The sequence below is a fragment of the Streptomyces sp. NPDC019443 genome, assembly GCF_044389785.1.
In the GTDB taxonomy this organism is placed as follows: Bacteria; Actinomycetota; Actinomycetes; order Streptomycetales; family Streptomycetaceae; genus Streptomyces.
This window is the reverse complement of the sequence record NZ_JBIRYJ010000001.1, coordinates 1,045,702-1,064,103: the sequence shown is the minus strand read 5'-3', so window position 1 is coordinate 1,064,103 and position 18,402 is coordinate 1,045,702. Positions and strand designations below refer to the sequence as shown.

Here is an 18,402-nt window from a genome sequence, read left to right as displayed (position 1 = left end):
GCAGTCGCGAATCGTCGAAATCCCTCTTCCACCAGGGGAATTCACCCCAAGACGGAATGGCTTGATCTCAACCACACCACTGACTCCGTCAGTCGCTGAGGGAACTCAACCGGTCGAGTGCGCCGCGTACCTGTGCCTGCATCGAAGCGCTGCCTTTGTGCCCTGAGTCGTCGACCACGACGAGTTCGGCGTCGGGCCAGGCGCGGGTCAGTTCCCAGGGGGTGTCGAGCGGGCTGCTCAGATCCAGTCGGCCGTGGAAGAGGACGCCGGGAATTCCCTTGAGTCGATCCGCGTCGCGCAGCAGGGCGCCTTCTTCCAGCCAAGCTCCGTGCGCGAAGTAATGGGAGGCGATCCGTACGAGCGCCAGTCGCGCGGCAGAGGGGCGGCCGCTGTAGGGACTCGGCCCGCCCTGGGGTTCCAGGGACAGTACGGCGTCCTCCCAACGGCACCATTCGGCGGCGGCCCGCTCCCGTACGCCGGCATCGGGGTCCGCCATCAGGCGCGCGTAGGCAGCGACGATGTCGCCCTCTCGGTCGGCCTCGGGAACGCCGGACCTGAAGCGTTCGTGCTCCGCGGGGAAGAACCGTCCGACGCCGCCGTAGAGCCAGTCGATCTCCGACCGCCGGGTCGTGGTGACCCCATTGACGAGGATCTGCGACACCCGACGCGGATGCCGCTCGGCGTACGCGAGGAGCAGCGTCGAACCCCAGGATCCGCCGAAAAGCAGCCAGCGCTCGATGCCGAGGTGCTCCCGCAGCCGTTCCATGTCGGCGAGGAGATGGCCGGTGGTGTTGTGGGTCAGGTCGGCCGCCGGATCGGCGGCGTGCGGAGTACTGCGGCCGCAGCCGCGCTGGTCGAAGAGGACGACGCGGTAGCGGTCCGGGTCGAAGTAGCTGCGTACGCCCGTGGAGCACCCGGAGCCCGGACCGCCGTGGACGACCAGGGCAGGCTTACCGTCAGGGTTGCCGCAGACCTCCCAGTGGACGAGGTGGCCGTCGCCGACATCGAGCATGCCCTGTTCGTGCGGCTCGATCGGCGGATACAGCTCGGACATGCCTGCGCTCCTTGTCTGCCCGGACGGCTTACGTCCCCAGTACACCCCGGTCGTACGCTCGCGGGCACGCGGCCGCTCCCTCAGCCGGCAGCGGAAACGACGCCGTGACACGCCCGGGCGGTGCGCCGCACGGGGGACATCGTTACCCCATTCGCGCGACAGCGATCGCGGTGGGTAACCGCCCCTTTTAGCGTTTCGGTCATCGAGGTGCATTCTCTGCATTTTGTGGAAATCCGTTCCGCAGCTGCTCCTCGGAGACCCGGAGGAATGTCCATGCGTGCGATACGTGTCGCATCCGCCGCTCTGCTGGGAGTGGCCTCATTCACGCTGACCGCCCCCACCGCGGCGGCAGCCGACAACCAGGTGACGTCGCCCGTTTTCAGCGTCAGCCCCTCGACCGTCGCGCCGGGCGGGCGCGTCACTCTGTCCGCCAGCGGATGCAACACGACGGCCACCGCTACTTCCGGGGTCTTCGACACCGTCACCATCCGCCAGGGCTCCTCCACCACTGCCGTTGTCGACTCGGACGCCAGAGTCGGCGCGCAGTACTCGGTCCAGTTCAACTGCCCCGGGCAGGGGACCGGATCGTTCAACCTCATGATCTCGGGTGGAAGGTCCACTCCGACCATCGGCAGCACCGCCACCGCCACCGCACCCGGGCCCGCCAGGGGCGGGGTCGGCGGCAGCATCGGGGGGCTCAACGCCGGGCAGCTCGCGGCCGGCACCGCACTGGTCGTGGCCGCGGCCACCGCCACCATCTTCGTCGTCCGCAGGCGAGGGGAGGGCCGTCGGCACTGAGTGCACTGAGGGCTGCGCCCGTAACACCCCCTGATACGCCCGTCGCCCCGAGTCCTGGCCCAGGACTCGGGGCGACGGGCGTATCGACGTCTGACGAGGATGTTCGGTCGGTCAGGCGTCTGTGCTGACCGTACGGCGGCGACGGGCGACGAAGAGGCTGCCGCCGACGGCCGCGGTGAGCACCAGCCCGCCGCCGATCGCCATCTCGGTGGAGCTGGGGCCGACGGAGCCGCCGAGACCGCCGAGCGCGCCCCGGCCTGCGAGCACGGTGAACTGATCGGTCGCGACCCTCGAGTTGTCATTGCACCTGACCGCCAGGTTGTACTGACCCGGCGCCGCGTCGTTGTGGATCCGCGCGATGGCGGTCGAAATACCGTTGCGGTTCGCGGAGAGATTGGTCTGCGGGAAGGCGTTGGACGTGACCGTGCCACCGCTCTTGCAGCCCTGGACCGAGATCGTCAGGGTGCCGCCCTGGTGTACGGATCGCGGGTTGACGTTGATGCCGATGGCACCGTTGCCCCCCTGACCACCGCCCTGACCGTTGAATCCCTGGTGGCCGTTCCCGCCTTGGCCGTTCCCGCCTTGGCCGTTCCCGCCTTGGCCGTTCCCGCCTTGGCCGTTCCCGCCTTGGCCGTTGTCTCCTCGACCGTTGTTTCCCTGGCCGTTGCCGTTGCCCCCTTGACCGTTGCCGCCCTGACCGTTGTCTCCCCGACCGTTGTTTCCCTGGCCGTTGCCGTTGCCCCCTTGACCGTTGCCGCCCTGGCCGTTGTCTCCCCGACCGTTGTTCCCCTGGCCGTTGCCGTTGCCCCCTTGGCCGTTGTCTCCTCGACCGTTGTCTCCCTGGCCGTTGCCGTTGTCCCCTTGACCGTTGCCGCCCTGGCCGTTGTCTCCCCGACCGTTGTTTCCCTGGCCGTTGCCTCCTTGGCCGTTGTCTCCTCGACCGTTGTCTCCCTGGCCGTTGCCGTTGCCTCCTTGACCATTGTCTCCCCGACCGTTATCTCCCTGGCCATTCCCGCCTCGACCGTTATCTCCCCGACCGTTGTCTCCCCGACCGTTGTCTCCCCGACCGTTATTTCCCTGACCATTGCCGCCCTGACCGTTATCTCCCAGGAAGTATTCTCCCGGGCCGATCCCTCCTAGACCTTGACCTGGACCTGGACCGATTCCCCCTGGATCGACATCGCCGCCCGCGGCGGCCAGCGGGGCAGTGAGCGCGACGGCCGCGACGGCGGCCGCGGCCACTGCGAGAGAGCGTGTTGAACGCATCGTAGAACCTCCTGTGGAAGACGCCCCAAAGCGGGCGCTCCGGGAAAATCGACGAGTACGCCTTCCATGACGAACACTCACTGGGGCGAACAAACCCCGCATTTCGACACTGGTCCACCCCAGTGAGGCGACACGCCGACGACGCGCCGGAGGACCTGACTGAGCCGCAGGTCACAGACCGTCAGAAATTTTTTAATGACTGATTGCTCGGATGGGGCATCGTCCAGGTCCACCACCCGTTCGCCCCTCTCTCCTCGCCGCGTGGACAGAGCGCGCTTAGCGTGCTTACAGACGCCACGAAGGGAGAACCATGGGCCTGCACTACGGCGGCTCGGAGAAGAAGAGGCGCTCACCTTGGGGCGTGCTGGCCCTCGCCCTGCTCAGCGGAATCGCCCTTATAAGGAATGGCTCGGATGTCTCCCTCGGACCGCCGCAGCCTGCGGCGGCCGCCTCGCTGACCGGCCGTGCCCAGGGCGAGACGTTCATCCCTTTCGACCTCGAGCCGCTCGCGTACGCGGCCGCGGAACGCGTGCGGATTCCGGCGATCAACGTGGACGCTCCCGTCGTGAATGTAGGCCTAGACCGGGAAGGCTGGATCGCCGCGCCGCCCGCGAACGACCCCAATCTGGCCGGCTGGTACCAGAACGGCATCGCCCCCGGCCAGCGCGGCACGGCGGTCGTCGTAGGCCACGTCGACAACCTTTCCGGGCCTGCCGTCTTCTACGGCCTCGGCTCCATCCAGAAGGGCCAGCATGTCGAGGTCAGCCGCTTCGACGGCAAGACCGTGGTCTTCGAGGTGTACGGCGTCGAGGTGTTCTCCAAGGAGGACTTCCCCGGCTCCCAGGTGTACGGCGACACAGGGCAGGCGGAGCTGCGGGTGATCACCTGCGGCGGCGGCTACTCCAAGGCGAACGGCTACGACGGGAACGTCGTCGTGTTCGCACGGATGGTCAGGATCCGCTGATCCCGGCCCTTGCGTGCAAGCTGCCGCGTGGCGTCGAGCAGCCGCCGCGCGGCTCAGCGGCGCGGAACGGTGATGCGGTACCCGGCGTCGAGCAGCTCGGGCAGATAGCTGCGCAGCGCGGCGACGCTCTGCGAGCGGTCGCCGCCCGCGTCGTGCGAAAGTACGACGACGCCGGGTCCCGCACCGTCCAGCACGCGGCGGACGATTGTCTTCGTGCCGGGCTCGGTCCAGTCGAGGGTGTCGACGGTCCACGCCAGCGGCTCCATGCCGAGCTGCGCACCGATCTCGAAGGAGTGCTTGTTCCAGGCTCCGAACGGAGCCCGGTACCAGAGCGGCGGGGTGCCCAGCGTCTCTTCGATCACTTCGCTGGTACGGCCCAGCTCGTCGCGGATCCTGGACGGCGGGAGCTTCGGGATCAGGGGGTGCGACCAGGTGTGGTTGCCGACGACATGCCCGTCGTCAGCCATCTCACGGAGCAGATCGCGGTGGTCCGAGGCCAACTCGCCGCAGACGAAGAACATCGCGGGCACCTCGTACTTGCGCAGCGTGCTCAGGATGTCCGGCGTGTAGCGGGGATCGGGGCCGTCGTCGAAGGTGAGCACCATGGTGCGCCCGGCCTCCGACACTTTCAGAAAGGGCCGCTGGCGCACGGGTGGCATCGCCCGCCGGAATCTCGGCGGAGAGTATGCCGTCATGGGCTGCAGCCGGTAGGCCGATTCCTTGGCCGGCGGACGCGCGACGGTCCGGGCACCCGCTGCCGGGCGTGGGACCAAGGTCCTGGCGGGGGCCGACCCCCGCTCGGTGAAGAGCAGCCCGGCGGTGGCGGCTGCGCCGAGGCAGGCGGCGATGCGCAGCACCGACCGACGCCCTGGGAGCATCTGATCCGTTTTCATGACCAACTGCTCGCACGGCTGCCGCCCCGGGCGCCTCACCAACACCGGTAATACAAGCGAAAGCACCCGATGGGAGCAGCGGGAGGGTTCAGGCCGTCAGCTGCGGCGCACCAGCGGGAAGGGCAGCGTCTCACGGATAGTCAGGCCGGTGAGGAACATGACGAGCCGGTCGACTCCGATGCCGAGACCGCCGGTCGGCGGCATGGCGTACTCCAGCGCGTCCAGGAAGTCCTCGTCGATCTCCATGGCCTCCGGGTCGCCGCCGGCGGCGAGCAGCGACTGGGCGGTGAGCCTGCGCCGCTGCTCCACCGGGTCGGTCAACTCCGAGTAGGCGGTGCCCAGTTCTGTACCGAAGGCCACCAGGTCCCAGCGTTCGGCGAGCCGTGGGTCGCGGCGGTGCTGGCGGGTGAGTGGGGAGACGTCGGTCGGGAAGTCCTTGTAGAAGGTGGGCATCCTGGTCCGCTCCTCGACGAGGCGCTCGTACATTTCGAGCACCACATCGCCGCGGGTGTCGTCCGGGATGTGCGGGACGCCGGCCCGGTCGCACAGTCGGCGCAGCACGGCCTCGTCGGTGTCGGCGTCGACCTCCTCGCCGAGCGCCTCGGACACCGCTCCGTACAGCGTCTTGACCGGCCAGGGGCCGGAGATGTCGTGGGCGACGAGTCTGCCGTCCGGGCCGGCCTTGTGCGCGATCGGGGCGCCGAAGGCCGCGGTGGCCGCGCCCTGGATCAGCTCACGGGTCAGATCGAGCATCACGTCGTAGTCGGCGAAGGCCTGATAGGCCTCCAGCATCGTGAACTCGGGGTTGTGCTTGTAGGAGATGCCTTCGTTGCGGAAGGTGCGGCCCATCTCGAAGACCTTCTCCAGACCGCCCACGCACAGCCGCTTCAGATACAGCTCGGGCGCGATGCGCAGATACAGGTCGAGGTCGTAGGCGTTGATGTGCGTCGTGAAGGGGCGGGCGTTGGCGCCGCCGTGGATCTGCTGGAGCATCGGCGTCTCGACCTCGAGATAGCCGCGGTCCAGCAGGCCCTGGCGCAGTGCCTGGACGGCGGTGGACCGGTGGCGTACGACATCGCGGGCCTCGGGGCTGGCCACCAGGTCGAGATAGCGGCGGCGGACCCGGGCCTCGGGGTCGGCCAGGCCGTGCCGCTTGTCGGGCAGCGGGCGCAGGCATTTGCCGGTCAGTTGCCACTCGGTGACGAAGACGGAGAGCTCACCCTTGTCGCTGGCGCCGATCTCGCCGCCGGCGGTGATGTGGTCGCCGAGGTCGACGACGGAGGTGAAGTCGTTCAGCACTCCCTCGCCACAGTCCTCGCGGGTGAGGGCGAGCTGGAGGTCGCCGGACCAGTCGCGCAGTACGGCGAAGACGACGCCGCCGAGGTCGCGTACGGCCATCACGCGCCCGGCGACGGTGGCCTTGCGGCCGGTGCGGGTGCCGGGTTCTGGCGCGGAGGTCGCGGCCCGGATCTCGGCGAGAGTGTCGGTCCGCTGGGCGATTCCGACCGGGTAGGGGTCGGTGCCGTTGGCGCGCAGCCGCTCCAGCTTGCGGTGGCGGATCCGCACCTGCTCGGGCAGCCGCTGCTCCCCTGCCGAAGCGGGCGAGTCCGGACCCACCAGGCCGAGCGAGTCGATGGACGGCAGCCCCTCGGTGGTGACGGGCGTGACCACTCCCTTTGGCCGTCCCTTTCCCTTCCCCCAGAGCTTGCGCAGGCTCGGTACGGAGACGAAGCCCTCGGCGATCCCGGAGGCGAGGCCGACTCGGGCGAGGGAGCCGGCGTCGCCGTAGCAGAGGAAGCGCGGATACCACTCGGGCTGGTACTTGACGTTGGAGCGATACAGGGCCTCCAGCTGCCACCACTTGGAGAAGAAGAGGAGCAGCTTGCGCCAGATCCGCAGGACGGGGCCCGCGCCGATGCGGGCGCCCTCCTCGAAGGCGGAGCGGAAGACGGCGAAGTTGAGGGAGATCCGGCGGATACCGACTCGGTGCACATGGGCGCACAGCTCAGCGACCATGAATTCCATGACGCCGTTGGGCGCGGTGCGGTCACGGCGCATCAGGTCGAGGGAGATGCCCTCCCTGCCCCATGGCACGAAGGAAAGCAGGGCCATCAGATTGCCGTCCCTGCCGAGGGCCTCGACAAGCAGGCAGTCGCCGTCGGCCGGGTCGCCGAGGCGGTCGAGCGCCATGGAGAAGCCGCGTTCGGTCTCGGTGTCCCGCCAGGCGTCGGCCTTGTCGACGATGCGCCGCATCTCCTCGTCACTCAAGGCGGAGTGACGGCGGATCCGGGTGGTGGCGCCGGTTCGCTGCACACGGTTCACGGCCTGCCGGGTGACCCGCATGTCACGGCCATTCAGGTCGAAGCGTCCGACATTCAAGATCGCCTCGTCGCCGAGCTGGATCGCCCCGAGCCCGGAGCGGGCGAAGACCTTGGCACCCTCCTCGGACGCGCCCATCACGGCGGGGGCCCAGGCGTAGCGTCTGGCGACGTCCAGCCAGGCCTCGATGGCGGGGGTCCATGCCGCCCGGTCACCGATCGGATCGCCGCTGGCGAGGCAGACGCCTGCCTCGACGCGGTAGGTGACGGCGCCCTTGCCGTTGGGTGAGAAGACGACCGCCTTGTCGCGGCGGGTGGCGAAGTAGCCGAGCGAGTCCTGGGCGCCGTAGGCGCCGAGCAGGGCACGGATGCGGGGCTCCTCGTCACCGTGCAGGGCGGCTTCCATGCGCTGCGAGCGAAACAGCGTCACAGCGGAACTGAGCAGGGCGATCGCACCGAAGAGGCCGAGCAGGAAGAAGAGCGGGCGCGGCGGGCGGCCGTCGAATTCGTCGCCCGAGACAAGTCCGCCGAGCACTCGGTTGGCGGCCCACAGCAGCCGCTGGCCCTGGGGCAGCCCGCCCGGGAACAGCTCGACAAGCCCCCAGCCGACAAGGATTGCGGCGGCGAGCCCGAGGACCAGGACGAGGAGCGCGCGCCGCAGGGCCCCGCGCCGGGTCTCGGCGTAGAACTCCCCGCGGGCCACGACGAGCACCGCCAGGGCGATCGCGCACAGCACCAGACTGGGGCTCCAGGCCCAGTCCCTGTCGAAGATCAGCACCAGTACGTCGGTGATCAGCAGCAGGGTCAGATAGCCGACGACCAGCCACCAGGCGGCCTTCTTGCGGGCGCCGATGGCCGCGGCGAGCAGCAGCAGGAACGCGGCATAGGCGAGGTTCGCGCTGACGGGGACGGTGACCCGGTCCAGGAAGAGGGCGACCGGTCGCAGCACATGCCGCAGCGGAGGGATGAGTGAGAGAACGACGCAGAACACGCCGAGTGCGCCGAAGAACATCGCGAATGCGCCGGGCACCCTGCTCAGCAAGCTGCCACGGGCGGGAGTCGGCTCCTGCACGGTGACACTCATGATCTGCACTCTAAGGAGGCCATCGGCGGGCCGCCTGTCGGGAGCGACTAGCCTCGTTGGTGTGACAGAGCACCAGCCCCGGCAGCAACCGCACCAATTCGAACGCGGCACCGACGGCCCGAAGGTCATCGTGGTCGGCGTGGACGGTTCCGATTCCTCGCTGCGGGCGGCGGCCTACGCGGGCGGTCTCGCCCGTCGGCAGAACGCTCTGCTCGCCATTGTGTACGTCCAGCCGGTGATGCCGGCGGGCGCGGCGTTCGGCGTCCCGATCGGGGACGCGACCGGGGAGATCGCCGAGGAGCTGGTGGCCGAAATTCGTTCCGCTGCCGAACGGGTCAAGGGGATCTGGGACATCCGCTGGGAGTTCCACACCGTCCGCGGTGACCCGTACAGCGGACTGGTCACCGCGGCCGACGAGCTGAAGGCGGACGCCGTGGTGGTCGGGGCTTCGGAGTCGGCGGGACACCGGATCATCGGGTCGGTGGCGGTCCGTCTGGTGAAGGCCGGGCGCTGGCCGGTAACTGTCGTTCCGTAGCCGGTAGCCCATGCGGGTGGGGGCCTGAACCGCGCAGCCTGCCGCGGCGGTGAGCAATACGACGGTGGCGGCCACCGGTCCCTGACGTGTGCGCCGACCGTTCACCGCACCATTCGCCGCTCCGTGCGACCGCTCGCCGAAGACAACCGTGCGTCATCTGTCCCTGCGCGCCGGGATGCGTTCGTATACGCCACGTAGCAGCGACTCTGCACGAAAGGTGTTGGCAATGGCGACCGCGACCGCTTCAGCGACAACCGACGAGCGGGCCTTGGCGGAGCTGCAGCGTGATCACGGCCCCGCTCTGTTCAGCTTTCTGCTCGGCCTGACCTACGGGGACCAGCAGCGCGCCGAGGATCTGCTGCAGGAGACGCTCGTACGGGCCTGGCAACATCCCGAGGCGTTCGACGGCCCTTACGAGTCGATGCGGCCGTGGCTCTTCACGGTCGGCCGCCGCCTCGCGATCGACGCCCGCCGCTCCCGGCTGGCCCGTCCCACCGAGATCGGCGACGGGGTCCTGGCCACCACGCCGGACCCGGCGGACGTCACAGAGGCGGCCGTCGCCGCGCTCGACGTCCGGGCCGCCGTGGAGTCACTGAGCCCCGAGCACCGCGCGGTGCTGGTGCAGATCTATTTCCACGGGCTGAGCGTCAACGAGGCCGCCGAGGCGCTCGGGATACCGGCGGGGACGGTCAAGTCGCGTTCGTACTACGCACTGCGTGCGCTCGCCCGCTGCCTGCCGGGGTACGCGCGCCCGCGTGCGACGGCGAGCGCGGGCCGTCCCTGACGCCACGCACCGGCCCGCCGTACCGCTCGTCGCGCCCGTTCGACCGTTCGTCGCCGCCCTCGTCGTCCCATTCGGCCGCTGAGCGCCCAGCAGGTCCGTATACGCCAGGTGGCGGATAACTCCGAGGGCACTTCCCGCCACGCTCTGAGGGTCGGTGCGGCCCGGCCGACGGGGTCTTCACCCCACCCGGCCCTCAGAAGGAGAGTTACGGTGACAACCACCCTGGACCAGCAGATCGGCGCCACCGCGACCGCGCCCCGTACCGACGAGCGAGTGCTCGCCGAGTTGCAGCGTGAGCACGGCAGGGCCCTCTTCGGCTTGCTCCTCGGACTCACCTACGGGGACCGGCAGCGGGCGGAGGATCTGGTGCAGGAGACCTTGGTGCGTGCCTGGAAACACCCCGAGGCGCTGGAGACCGACCACGAGTCGATGCGCCCCTGGCTGTTCACCGTGGGCCGCCGGCTCGCGATCGACGCGCGCCGGGCCCGGCAGGCCCGCCCGGCCGAGGTGGCCGCCGAGAGCGTGGAGCACTCCCCGGTGGCCGACGACCACACCGAGTCGTCGTCGACCGCGCTCGATGTGCGCGACGCCGTCAGGATGCTGAGCCGGGAGCACCGCGAGGTGCTTGTGCACATCTACTTCCGGGGGCTGTCGGTGGCCGAGGCCTCCGAGGCGCTCGGCATCCCCGCGGGCACGGTCAAGTCCCGTACGTATTACGCGCTGCGCGCCCTGCGCAAGGTGCTGCCCGGCTACGGCGCGCTGACCGCCTGACCCCTCTCACTCCCCCGCGGCCTGCAGTGCGGCCTCCCTCGCCACCTCGGTGCGCGAGCGCATCTGCAGCTTGCCCAGGATGTGCGACACATGGGTCTGGACGGTCCGCCGGGACAGGAACAGCTCGGTGGCGATCTCCGGGTTGGACCGCCCCTGCGCGACCAGCAGCGCGACCTTCAGCTCGGCGGGGGTGAGCGACTCCCAGCCGCTGGTGGCCCTGCGGCGTGTCGCACGGCTGCCCCGGCGCACCCCCAGCGTGCGCAGCCGCGCCTCGGCCCTGGCTATGTCCCACTGGGCGCCGAGACCGCCGTACGCCTCCACGGCCCGGTCCAGACTGACCCGCGATGCCGCCAGGTCGCCGTGCCAGGCCTGCGCCACCGCGAGATCCTCCAGCGTCTGGCCCAGCAGCAGCGGCCACGAGCCGCCCTCGTAGTACGAGAGCGCCTGCGCGAGAGGCGCGGGATCCTGGGCGAACAGGCCCCTGCAGCGGATCGCCGCGGTCCTCGGGCCGGGGTATTCGGGGGCCTTCGCCGCCTCCGCCTCGCAGGCCGCAACCGCGGCCTCGGCGCTCCCGGCGTCCCCCGACTCCAGGGCGAGCCGGACCACGTCGGGCAGCAGCCAGTGGCGTTCATGGACCATGCCGGCCGTGTACTCGTCGGACAGCACAGGCAGCAGCACCCGCAACGCGTCCCGCGGGCGGCCGTCGCGCTCCGCCAGCAGCGCCCGGGCCAGCAACAGGTGGCCTGCGTCGCGGAGCACCGCCGTGCCGGCGGCCAGGGCGTCCGGCTCGACCCGCTCCAGATGGCGCAGGGCCGCGGCGCGCTGATCGCGGTGGCCGAGGATCAGCGCGTGCATGCCGTGGACCAGCACTGGAACCCACCCGTCCAAGACCTTGAGTTCGGCGGCCCGCTCCAGATGTCCGGCCGCGCAGTCCCAGCGTCCACGCCGGAAGTGGAATTCGGCGGAGCGCGCCTCCATGCCGACCAGCCGGCCCGTGGACCCCACGCGCCGGGCCAGTGTCCGCGCCTCGTCGAGAGCCTGCTCCGTGTCTTCCGGCTCGTCGAGCCTGTCGTGTCCCTCCGCGACATTGGCGAGCATCAACAGGCGGATGTCCGCGGCGGCCGGGATCTGCCGCGCTCGGGCGATGCCTTGCGCGCCGTGGCGGAGGGCCTCCCGCTCCCGGCCGAGCCGGTAGTACACATACGCCATCGCATGGCGCGCCTCGGCCTCGGCGAGCGGGTCCCCGAGCCGCTCCGCCGCCGCGACCGCCTCCTCACCCTCGGCGCGCGCCGCGTCGAGCCGGTCCAGGTCCGCGTGGCAGAGCACCCGGCAGGCCACGAGTCTGAGGTGCCAGTCGGCGGAGAGACCGGGCTCCGCCAGAGCCTCCTCGGTGGCCTTCAGCGCCTGGGCCATGTCTCCCTGCACCATCAGCGCCGAGGTCAGCATGAAGCCGAGGACCGCCCGGCGCGCCGGGTCCTGCGCACGGTCGCGCATGGTGCGTACGAGACCCGCCGACTGGGGGCGGCGCAGCAGCGTCGCCGCCTCGGCGAGGCGCTCTTCGAGGACGGGGCGGTCGGCGTCGGTGGGCCAGCCCTGCTCGATGGCCCGCTCGATCAACTCTGCCGCGAGAACCGGAGACTGGGCGTTGAGGGTCCCGGCGTGCTCCACGAGCCAGCGCACCGCCCACCCCGTCATCGGGCCCGACACTCCCCGCAGCTGCCCGGCGACGACGGGCGGGGACGCTCCGGCGTCGGCCAGGGCACGCGCGGTGTCGTGATGCAGCGCCGACCGCACCGAGCCGGGAATGTCGGCGTACAGCGCCTCCCGGATCACCTCGTGGCGAAAGCGCAGCCGGTCACCGGTGTCGCTCAGCAGCCCGGCGGCAATGGATTCACCCAAGGCGTCCAGGAGCTGGCGGGTGGTCCGGCCGAGTACGACAGCGAGCTGGCCGGCGTCGAACTCCACTCCGAGGAGCGCGGCCTGACGGAGTGTTTCGTACGAGGACGGCGTCAGGAAGCCGATCCTGTCCGCCAGGGAGCACAGATGGCCACGTCCCCCGTCGGGCGTGGTGAGCTCGGCCCGCCCGCCCACGATGTCGATGGCTCCCTCGGCCAGCAGGCCGGTCACCAACTCCTCGATGTAGCGCGGGTTTCCGCCCGCGAGCCCCACGCGGCCGCGCAGTCCGGGCCCCGGAGGTGCACCGGCCAGGCTCTCCACGAAACGCTCCGACTCCTCGGGCATGAGGGGACCGAGGCGGACGGGCAGAGTGCCGCGCTCGACCAACCCGGCGCGCAGCCGGTCGAGTTCGCGGCGCCTGGGCACCGGTCGGCAGGAGGCCACCAGGAGCAACGGCAGCCGCGGTGCGGCCTTGGTGAGGCGCTGCCACATCAGCAGGCTGGCGCCGTCGGCCCACTGCAGATCGTCGAGTGCGACGACCAGCGGACGCTCGGCGCAGAGCTCGTCGACCTGGGCGAGCAGCCGGTCCATGGCCGCCATCAGTGATGTCTCGGAGGTCGGTGTGTCGGCGCCGTCGCCGTTCAGCAGTCCGACGATCTCGCCGCGGCCGCGGTCCCCGGCGGCGCCGTCACCGTAGAGACAGTCGAGCACCGCCCGGAGCGGGTAGCCCTGCCACAGCTCGTCGCCGCTGCCGAGCCGGATGCGACAGCCGAGCCCTTCCGCCGTTGAGAGCGCTTCCTCCAGGAGCCGGGTCTTGCCGGCGCCCGGCTCGCCCTCCACGAGCGCCGAGCCGCCGCGCCCTGCCACAGCCTCGTCGAGCAGTGTGCGCACCATGCCGACGTGCTCTTCCCGACCGACCCACACGGCGGCCACCACCCCGTCCCCCCGACGCGCCACGAAGGCGGAATCTCTCCGCCCAGCGATCGCCGACGCGCGCTGTCCCGCATTATCGGTGCGCCGCGGCTCGCTGGTCCACCGGTGGGAGTGTCGCCCTTCCGGAGCGGGTGTCCCAGTCACGCGCGCCCCGGATGTCCCGCCCGTTTCCTCGTCCCCCTGGGATCACGGCCAAAGGGCGACCGTATGCGAAACCTCACGCTCAAGTTGAGTAAATACGGGCTCCCAGCCGTGTCTCTCGGTGGAGGCTCTTCGTCAGGGTCGGCGCACGAAGCCGCCCAACGAAGTCGTCCGGGAGGAAGGTGGGAAGCGTGCGGCCCGAGAGTTCGAACGGCACCAGCGGAGGCGGGCTGGCAGTCCCCATGGCGTGGCTCTGCGCCGAGTACATCGCCGAAGAGATGCTCCGTACGAGCGCTCTCGTCGAGGGCGGCTCGCTCGAGTTCCGGGCGGGCCGTGAGACGCTGGCGCTCACCATCTATCTGCGTGACAGCGCGGAAGAGCTCGCGGGCGTCCGGGTGGTCTCCCGCATCGACGAGTGGCTGTCCCTGACCTCGTACGGCCATCCCTGGCGGGAGTGGGTGGAGGAGCGGCTGGCCGTACGGCGGCAGCGGGAGAGCGAACTTTGCGACGGCGCCGACCCGGATCTGGCCCTCGCGCTGGGCACCTGGAGCTGGCTGCGGCAGACCGAGCTGCTCGCCGCCGACCTCGGCGAGGGCGGCGATCCGTGGCACGCGCCGAACCCCATGGACGCGGCCGTGGACGAGTACGCGCAGATATGGACGCCGGCCTGGCAGCTGGGACTTCCGCTGAGCCATCTGGCCATCCACCTCTACTGCTGAGCCACCTGGCAATCCACCTCTACTGCTCAGCCACCTGGTCATCCACCTGCTCCGAGGAACCTGGGGAAAAACCACCGGGAATGCCCCGGGAATGCCTAGGCGGCGCCGAGCTGCCTCGCCCCGCGGCTGAGCTGCCGCACGGCGCGGGTGGCCCGCAGATGCACCTCGGTCACCGGAAGCCCGAGCGCGGTGGCCGCCTCGAAGGGGCTGCTGCGCAGCACATGGAGCTGATGGACCACCGCGCGGTCGCCCGGATCGAGCGCGCCGAGCAGGCTGCACAACTGGTCACGGGCGGATCTCACCGTCGGCTGTACAGTGCACATGTCGCTTACTCCCCCACGTAGGTGTCTATTGCCACCGGTTGATACGAACCGGGCAGGTGGCCGACTCAACGCCGCGCAGAAATCTCAGTCCGTGGACTGGCGGCCCGCCGAGGAGTGCACGCCCGCTCGGTACTTGGGGATCCGGATCGTGATCTTCATACCCGCGCCTGCGCCCGTTTCGATGACGAGCCCGTGATCGTCCCCGTACACCTGGCGCAGCCGTTCGTCGACGTTGGACAGGCCGATGCCCGACGACGGCGTCCGCTCCCCCGCGAGGATCCCGCGCAGCACGTCCGGGTCCATCCCCACGCCGTCGTCCTCGATGGTCACCATCGCCTCGGCGCCGGCATCCCGCGCCGCGATCGTGACGCGGCATTCGCTCTTCGAGTCCTCCAGGCCGTGCTTGACGGCGTTCTCGACGAGCGGCTGCAGACACAGGAACGGCAGCGTCACCGGCAGCACTTCCGGCGCGACCTGGAGTGTCACCTTGAGCCGGTCTCCGAAGCGGGCCCCGGCCAGCGCCAGGTACTGCTCGATGGAGCGCAGCTCGTCGGCGAGGTTGGTGAACTCACCGTGTCTGCGGAAGGAGTAGCGGGTGAAGTCGGCGAATTCCAGGAGAAGTTCACGCGCCCGCTCGGGGTCGGTGCGGACGAAGGAGGCGATCGCGGCGAGCGAGTTGAAGATGAAGTGCGGCGATATCTGGGCGCGCAGCGCACGGATCTCCGCCTCGATGAGCCGGGTGCGGGACCGGTCGAGCTCGGCCAGTTCCAGCTGTACGGAGACCCAGCGGGCCACCTCGGTCGCGGCCCGCACCAGGACGGCCGACTCCCGCGAGCCGTAGGCGACGAGCGCGCCGAGCACACCCTCCTCGCCGGTCAGCGGGGCGATCACGGCCCAGCGCAGTGGGCACTCCAGTTCCTCGCACTCGGTGTGCACGCTCTGGCTGCGCCCCGAGTCCAGCATTTCGGCGACGCGCACCATCACGCGCTGCTCGTGGTGGTCGGCGCCCGGACCGTCCCAGGCGAGGACTGAATCGCGGTCGGTGAGACAGAGCGCCTCGGTGCCCAGCAGCGAGCGCAGCCGCCGGGCGGCCTTGCGCGCGGTGTCCTCGGTCAGGCCGGCGCGCAGTGGGGGCGCGGCGAGCGATGCGGTGTGCAGGGTGAGGAAGGTGGCCCGCTCGACGGGCGTGCCCAGGTCGAGGTCGGACTTGACGACGCGCCGCGCCATCAGCCTGCCGAGCGCGATTCCGGCCGTGAGCAGTACCGCTCCGGCCGCTGCCAGTGCGGCCATTCCCATCCCGGTCATCGTTCCGCTCCTTCGGGCTGCGGCCTGCCGACGAGATCTTCCGGCAGGTGGAGCCGCGCGAGGATGGCGGTGGCGCCGGGAGGTATGTGGCTGGGCGTGGCCAGCGAGACCAGCACCATGGTCAGAAAGCCGACGGGCACCGACCACACTGCGGGCCAGGCCATCAGGGTGTGTGCCCAGCCCTCGGGCGCAAGGCCCGCGCGTGTGGCCATCACCGCGGTGAGCGCCGCCCCGCCGCCGACGACGAGCCCGGCGGCGGCACCCGGCGGGGTGAGTCTTCGCCACCAGATGCCGAGCACCAGCAGCGGGCAGAAGGAGGACGCCGAGACGGCGAAGGCCAGCCCCACCGCGTCGGCGACCGGCACATTGGTGGCCACGATGCTTACGGCAAGCGGCACAGCCATGGCGAGGAGGGTCGCGAGTCGGAAGTGCCGTACGCCGCGCGAGGGCAGCACGTCCTGCGTGATGACGCCGGCGACGGACATGGCCAGTCCGGACGCGGTGGACAAAAACGCGGCGAACGCGCCGCCCGCCAGCAGCGCCCCGAGCAGGTCCCCCGCTATCCCGCCGACCATCCGCTCCGGAAGCACGAGCACGGCCGCGTCCGCGTCCCCGGTCAGGGAGAGTTCGGGCGCGTAGATCCGCCCGAGCGCGCCGTAGACGGGCGGCAGCAGATAGAACGCGCCGATCAACCCCAGGACGACGAGGGTGGTGCGTCGCGCGGCACGTCCATTGGGGCTGGTGTAGAAGCGGACGGCGACATGCGGAAGTCCCATCGTGCCGAGGAAGGTGGCGAGGATCAGTCCGTACGTCGCGTACAGGTGGTAACCGTCCCGGCCGCCGGAGAGCGGCTGGGACCAGCTGGCCGGATCGGTGCCCGACGAGGCCCGTTCGGGCACTGCGGCGCCCTGCGGGAAGCCAAGTTTCGTCCCGGCCTCGACGCGGTGGGTGCCCTTGTCGAGAGTGATCTTCCGGTCCTCGTACCGTGTGTCGTCGACGTCGCCGGTGACGGTGAGGGTCAGCGGCTCGTCGAGATCGACGCGGACGGTGTCGTCGATGCGTACGGCGGTGTGCTCGCGGAAGACCGCGGGCGCGTCGAAGCGTGCCCGGGGTGTGTCGTCGCCGGCCCAGGCCGCGACGAGGAACAGCGCGGGCACCAGCAGAGCGGTGAGCTTGAGCCAGTACTGGAATGCCTGCACGAAGGTGATGCTGCGCATGCCGCCCGCCGCGACGGCCCCGGTGACGACAAGGGCGACGACGAGGCCGCCCACCCAGTCGGGTGCGCCGGTGAGGATCTCCAGGGTGAGGCCCGCGCCCTGTAGCTGGGGCAGCAGATAGAGCCAGCCGATGCCGACGACGAAAAGGCTGGCGAGCCTGCGCACGGCGGCGGACTCCAGCCGGGCCTCGGCGAAGTCGGAGAGGGTGTACGCCCCCGAGCGACGCAGCGGGGCGGCGACCAGCACCAGCAGGACGAGATAGCCGGCGGTGTAACCGACCGGGTACCAGAGCATGTCCGGGCCCTGCAGGAGGACCAGCCCGGCTATGCCGAGGAACGAGGCGGCGGAGAGGTACTCGCCGCTGATGGCGGCGGCATTGAGGCCGGGCTTCACGGTGCGGGAGGCGACGTAGAAGTCGGAGGTGGTGCGCGATATGCGCAGGCCGAGCGCGCCGATGAGCACGGTGGCGAGCACCACGACGGTGACCGCCGTCACCGCGTAGGTCTGGTTCACGAGGTCAGCGTCCTTCGACGAGCCTGGTGAAGTCCTCTTCGTTGCGCTCGGCCCGGCGTACGTACCAGCGGGCGGTCAGCCACATCACGGGGTAGACCGCCACGCCGAGTGCCGCCCAGACGAAGGGCTCGGGCGAGGAGAGGGTTCCGTCGAAGACGGCCGGGAGCGCGAAGAGCAGCGGCAGCGAGCCGACGAGCAGGGCGAGGGTGCCGAGCGCGTAGAGCGCGGCCCGCAGCTGGCTGCGCATGAGCGAGCGCACATACGTTGCGCCGAGTGTCGTCTGCTCGCTGATCTCTGACCGGGCGGGGGCGTGCCCGGGTGCGCGCCTGGCGCTGCGCGGCACGCCGGTGACCACCTCACGGCGGGGTTGTTGCTCTGCAGACATCGTCGTCCGCTCCAGCGTCTGTCGGCGAACTCTCCGGAGCTGTGGAGTCTACGCAGGGGCGATTACCTACGGTAGACACCAGCCGTTCCTCGAGACGGAGGGTACGGCGACGCCTCTCAGTGGCCGTCCGTGCGCTGGGCGCAATCACTCAGCGCGATCTCCAGCTCGACGTAGGACTCCTCGGCCCTGCGGAACGCGACTTCGAGGGCGGCTTCGGTGCGCGGACCGGCCAGCCCCTGTGCCGATTCCTGGATCTCGTACAGCACATCCGCCCAGCGCCCGGCCGCGCTCTTCACCGTGGTGAGCAGTGCCTCGAGGTCACGAGCGCTGGACGCCCGGGTCGCCGGCAGGCTCCGGAGTTCCTCCAGCAGTGCTTCGATGTCGGACATCAGGTCCCTTCTCCCCGTACCCGATCAAGGCTAGGCGGCGGGCGGGGGCGGTTACCGCCGAATCCTGGGGCGGCTCGGTCAGCGGATGACGCCCGTCGCCGTACGGCTGTGGTG

The 18,402-nt window shown here is 70.4% G+C and carries 16 protein-coding genes and 1 pseudogene; 6 read left to right on the top strand and 11 right to left on the bottom strand.

The genetic code is table 11. The features are described 5' to 3' along the window. Positions 1 to 88: 88 nt before the first annotated feature. A complete protein-coding gene (gene pip / locus ACH492_RS04835; protein WP_398982740.1) occupies positions 89 to 1,054 on the bottom strand; it encodes a prolyl aminopeptidase in 966 nt (321 codons plus the stop codon). Positions 1,055 to 1,327: 273 nt separating this feature from the next. Between pip and ACH492_RS04830 the strand changes: the two genes are divergently transcribed. Continuing rightward, positions 1,328 to 1,852 carry a hypothetical protein gene (locus tag ACH492_RS04830; protein ID WP_398982738.1) on the top strand — a complete coding sequence of 175 codons (525 nt, stop codon included), beginning with the start codon at positions 1,328 to 1,330 and terminating at the stop codon, positions 1,850 to 1,852. 111 nt (positions 1,853 to 1,963) lie between these two features. Here ACH492_RS04830 and ACH492_RS04825 read toward each other — a convergent pair. Together ACH492_RS04825 and ACH492_RS04820 are read right to left on the bottom strand one after the other, a co-directional pair. Further along, positions 1,964 to 2,368 (bottom strand): annotated as a pseudogene (locus ACH492_RS04825) (hypothetical protein); the annotation flags it as partial. Next, positions 2,311 to 2,937, bottom strand: a complete 627-nt coding sequence (locus ACH492_RS04820; RefSeq protein ID WP_398983340.1) for a hypothetical protein — start codon at positions 2,935 to 2,937, stop codon at positions 2,311 to 2,313. The gene ACH492_RS04820 and the pseudogene ACH492_RS04825, both read right to left, overlap by 58 nt. A 491-nt stretch (positions 2,938 to 3,428) precedes the next feature. Between ACH492_RS04820 and ACH492_RS04815 the strand changes: the two genes are divergently transcribed. Then, positions 3,429 to 4,082, top strand: a complete 654-nt coding sequence (locus ACH492_RS04815) for a class F sortase (protein ID WP_398982736.1) — start codon at positions 3,429 to 3,431, stop codon at positions 4,080 to 4,082. Positions 4,083 to 4,135: 53 nt separating this feature from the next. Here ACH492_RS04815 and ACH492_RS04810 read toward each other — a convergent pair whose 3' ends face one another. Next, a complete protein-coding gene (locus tag ACH492_RS04810) occupies positions 4,136 to 4,975 on the bottom strand; it encodes a polysaccharide deacetylase family protein (protein ID WP_398982734.1) in 840 nt (279 codons plus the stop codon). Positions 4,976 to 5,071: 96 nt separating this feature from the next. Continuing rightward, positions 5,072 to 8,377: a bifunctional lysylphosphatidylglycerol synthetase/lysine--tRNA ligase LysX gene (gene lysX / locus ACH492_RS04805; protein WP_398982732.1), complete on the bottom strand. Its 3,306-nt coding sequence runs from the start codon at positions 8,375 to 8,377 to the stop codon at positions 5,072 to 5,074. Positions 8,378 to 8,438: 61 nt separating this feature from the next. Between lysX and ACH492_RS04800 the strand changes: the two genes are divergently transcribed. From ACH492_RS04800 to ACH492_RS04790, 3 genes are all read left to right on the top strand, one after another. Next, positions 8,439 to 8,912, top strand: a complete 474-nt coding sequence (locus ACH492_RS04800) for a universal stress protein (RefSeq protein ID WP_398982731.1) — start codon at positions 8,439 to 8,441, stop codon at positions 8,910 to 8,912. Between the two features lie 226 nt (positions 8,913 to 9,138). Then, complete coding sequence (locus ACH492_RS04795; RefSeq protein ID WP_398982729.1) at positions 9,139 to 9,696, top strand: sigma-70 family RNA polymerase sigma factor; 558 nt, start codon at positions 9,139 to 9,141, stop codon at positions 9,694 to 9,696. Positions 9,697 to 9,906: 210 nt separating this feature from the next. Continuing rightward, the gene (locus tag ACH492_RS04790) at positions 9,907 to 10,467 is read left to right on the top strand and encodes a sigma-70 family RNA polymerase sigma factor (protein ID WP_398982727.1); all 561 of its coding nucleotides are present in this window, start codon (positions 9,907 to 9,909) and stop codon (positions 10,465 to 10,467) included. A 6-nt stretch (positions 10,468 to 10,473) separates the two neighbouring features. On the opposite strand, the gene ACH492_RS04785 is transcribed toward ACH492_RS04790, so the two are convergent. Beyond that, on the bottom strand, positions 10,474 to 13,287 hold the full coding sequence (locus ACH492_RS04785) for an ATP-binding protein (RefSeq protein WP_398983321.1): 2,814 nt from the start codon (positions 13,285 to 13,287) through the stop codon (positions 10,474 to 10,476). A gap of 341 nt (positions 13,288 to 13,628) precedes the next feature. Here ACH492_RS04785 and ACH492_RS04780 point away from each other — a divergent pair, with 341 nt between their 5' ends. After that, positions 13,629 to 14,156: a hypothetical protein gene (locus ACH492_RS04780; protein WP_398982725.1), complete on the top strand. Its 528-nt coding sequence runs from the start codon at positions 13,629 to 13,631 to the stop codon at positions 14,154 to 14,156. A 95-nt stretch (positions 14,157 to 14,251) separates the two neighbouring features. On the opposite strand, the gene ACH492_RS04775 is transcribed toward ACH492_RS04780, so the two are convergent. The 5 genes from ACH492_RS04775 to ACH492_RS04755 form a co-directional block, all read right to left on the bottom strand. Further along, complete coding sequence (locus ACH492_RS04775) at positions 14,252 to 14,479, bottom strand: hypothetical protein (RefSeq protein WP_398982723.1); 228 nt, start codon at positions 14,477 to 14,479, stop codon at positions 14,252 to 14,254. Positions 14,480 to 14,563: 84 nt separating this feature from the next. After that, on the bottom strand, positions 14,564 to 15,784 hold the full coding sequence (locus tag ACH492_RS04770) for a sensor histidine kinase (protein ID WP_398982721.1): 1,221 nt from the start codon (positions 15,782 to 15,784) through the stop codon (positions 14,564 to 14,566). Continuing rightward, the gene (locus ACH492_RS04765) at positions 15,781 to 17,514 is read right to left on the bottom strand and encodes a cation acetate symporter (protein ID WP_398982719.1); all 1,734 of its coding nucleotides are present in this window, start codon (positions 17,512 to 17,514) and stop codon (positions 15,781 to 15,783) included. Before ACH492_RS04765 ends, ACH492_RS04770 begins: the two co-directional genes overlap by 4 nt. 4 nt (positions 17,515 to 17,518) lie before the next feature. After that, positions 17,519 to 17,899: a hypothetical protein gene (locus tag ACH492_RS04760; protein WP_398982717.1), complete on the bottom strand. Its 381-nt coding sequence runs from the start codon at positions 17,897 to 17,899 to the stop codon at positions 17,519 to 17,521. A 116-nt stretch (positions 17,900 to 18,015) separates the two neighbouring features. After that, on the bottom strand, positions 18,016 to 18,288 hold the full coding sequence (locus ACH492_RS04755) for a hypothetical protein (protein WP_398982715.1): 273 nt from the start codon (positions 18,286 to 18,288) through the stop codon (positions 18,016 to 18,018). Between the last annotated feature and the right edge of the window lie 114 nt (positions 18,289 to 18,402).